Consider the following 2,565-nt stretch of genomic DNA (forward strand, 5'->3'; position numbering starts at 1 on the left):
TGCTCTTGAGTGGCAGCATGAGCGGTTAGGTTGATCAGCTCTTCAACGCTTAATGTGACTTTGCTTGATTCAGACATAGTAGAAACCTTATTTAATTGCTTACAGTTTATAGCATTATGATGAGGAAGTCATTCACGCCAGAATAGGCGTAAATGAGAGACATGTTTCACTAATGGCTATATCCAACCACGCTCCACAAACGACACCACATCTTCAAAAGACACCACGAAATGATCGAGAACTCGAATATCAACCAAGGCTAACGCGTCGGTCAGTCGTCGAGTAATACGTCGATCGGCTTGACTGGGTGTGGCATCACCGCTGGGATGGTTATGATAAAAAATGACCGCGCTTGCATTTGTGGCCAGTGACTCTTTGACCACTTCACGCGGGTAAACGGATGCGGTGTCAATGGTGCCGTTAAACATCTCTTTTGTGCGTAAAACTCGATGCTGACTATCAAGAAAGATCACCCCAAACACTTCGCTTTCATTGGAAGCAAGTGAAGCCTGACAAAATGACTTCACCAATTTAGGGGAATTGAGTGGCGTCTGCTCTGACACAAACAACTTAGATTTTAAAATGCTCGCGGCATGGTGCAAGATATCTTTTTCTTCTACAGAGAAAAGGCTGTGATTAGAGTAGTTAGCAAGTACAGACATAATAGATCCCTTTTAATATTTAAAGTCGTGATGGTCGGCGCTCAGTCCGTGTTATTGGCCATACAAGATAGTCAGAAGATCTTTCGCTCTCGCTTGATGCTTAGCGGTCGTTTCAACGTTTCTCTCTTCTTTTTTCGCATAGGCGTAATCTTCTCGCATCTGTTTCACAGTCGTAGCTCTATCACATACGCCAATACTCACCCCTTTTCCTTTATTTCCTTCCTCCAAGATCAAAGAGTCGGTATAACCAAACTCATTAAGTAAAATCTCATGCACTTTAACCGCTCGAACGCTCGAATTAAAGTCCGTTGAATTCACCCAAATAAGTCCCTTTGAAACAGTCGCGGAAACGGTCGAACGCACTGCACGTTCAACGACCTGGCAGGAGATATCATTTTTTGGTGAGCTTTCGTGCCCAGCGGCGAAACGCTGGTCGCTGAACATCGATTTAGAGAGAGTTGGGCTTGAGTTTCGTTGTGCCATGAGGAGTTTCCTTTTTGTTTGAGTATCACTTTTATGGAGCCGCTTGGCTGTCCGGCAAGCGCTCATGGTTATCAATAACAAGGGCGCGAAGCGTTCATATACCCTTGTTATTGGGGCTCTGAGCGAGCACGGTAAACAGCCTGCGAGCCCCATCAAATGATGCAAGTCGAAAGGGAAATCGGCACATAAGGCAACAAGCCCTTACTCGAACTTAATGGAGGTCAGTGAAATGAGTGAGGAGGTACGACGAACAGCAACGAGGAAGACTGACGAGGCGCAGGCGTTTAGGGTTGTATCGATAGGAGCTTGTAGAGAAGCACCTTCTGGTGCGGCACGCAGTGGCTCACTAGGGTGATGCCAATCTAGGCCATAGATGAAAGCTCCAAGAGAAAGCCTTGCCCGAAGGATCACGCCTAAGGAAAGAGCACCTCATTATTTCTCACCCCACGTAAAAAACTAAGAAGCAATAAGCTAAGAGATAAGAAGCCAAGAATGAGGATTCTTTAAATACATTTACCCGTAAGTAAGTCACTAGAATGGGTATATCGATACTGCCACCTTGCTCACTGTAACCTCCCTTTTGAGAGCCAAAGGTCAGCGTCCCTTTTTCAAAACGAGCATTAATGGTCTCAAGCGCTCGATTAAGCTCTAACTTGTTAGAGTTAGCCCCAAATCAGTCAAGCCAGTTTCTAAGTTAATGTATATACGTCTATAAGTAAGGCAAACACTTGTCGTATTTTTCAGTAGGAATAAAAACAGATATCGTCCTTACCTCACTTTTTTGAGACCTCACCTTAGTCATCACTTCAGCGCAGTGATGTACTATTTCTCCAAATAGCACATCCGTTTCTCTTAATCGGTTCCGATAACTTAGTTCAACTGAATTACGCAACAAAGAAATATCAAAATCCTTCATACGTGGTGCGAGCCATGTAAATCCAAATCAAACGGTGATGAAAACCGTGCGGTGCTTTATTAAATTATTCATATGTGTGCTCTACCCTTTGCCACTTAGAGTAGTTATATCAAGATATTTAGTTATAGTGCGTTAATGACACAATGCCTTTCTAGCGTAAATCAATTTTAATTAAGCCAAGAAATTATTTACACCTTCGCAATAATTATTGGCTTTGTTGCGTAATTCAGTTTAGAAACAGAGTCTCCCCGTTTCTCATGCTTTTTAGTCAATACGACAAGTTTCAGGCATACCTAACCCAGTAAGCTTGTTCAACGGTTTTATCATCGCGTAAGTTTCACCCACCTGTGAATTGTAATTTCTTAAGCTCAATCGCCCTCCTAACAACTGTTTTACTCGATACATCACTGTTTCTGATAGTGAACGTCTGTGGTATCCATACCGCTCTTTCCAATACTTATTTGAGCCGTATAACTTCTGGCAACCCACGGCGAGATTTCGAGG

At 43.3% G+C, this 2,565-nt stretch carries 2 protein-coding genes and 1 pseudogene; all 3 read right to left on the reverse strand.

The features are described from left to right. Positions 1-176 precede the first annotated feature (176 nt). Entirely contained in the window at positions 177-662 is a 486-nt protein-coding gene (radC, locus tag AB4503_RS00005; protein WP_371997718.1) for a DNA repair protein RadC, read from the reverse strand. A 51-nt stretch (positions 663-713) separates the two neighbouring features. Then, on the reverse strand, positions 714-1,145 hold the full coding sequence (locus tag AB4503_RS00010; protein ID WP_102258042.1) for a hypothetical protein: 432 nt from the start codon (positions 1,143-1,145) through the stop codon (positions 714-716). Between the two features lie 1,180 nt (positions 1,146-2,325). Continuing rightward, positions 2,326-2,565 (reverse strand): annotated as a pseudogene (locus AB4503_RS00015) (IS5/IS1182 family transposase); the annotation flags it as partial.

The sequence above is a fragment of the Vibrio sp. 10N.222.55.B11 genome (assembly GCF_041473705.1).
In the GTDB taxonomy this organism is placed as follows: domain Bacteria; phylum Pseudomonadota; class Gammaproteobacteria; order Enterobacterales; family Vibrionaceae; genus Vibrio; species Vibrio crassostreae_C.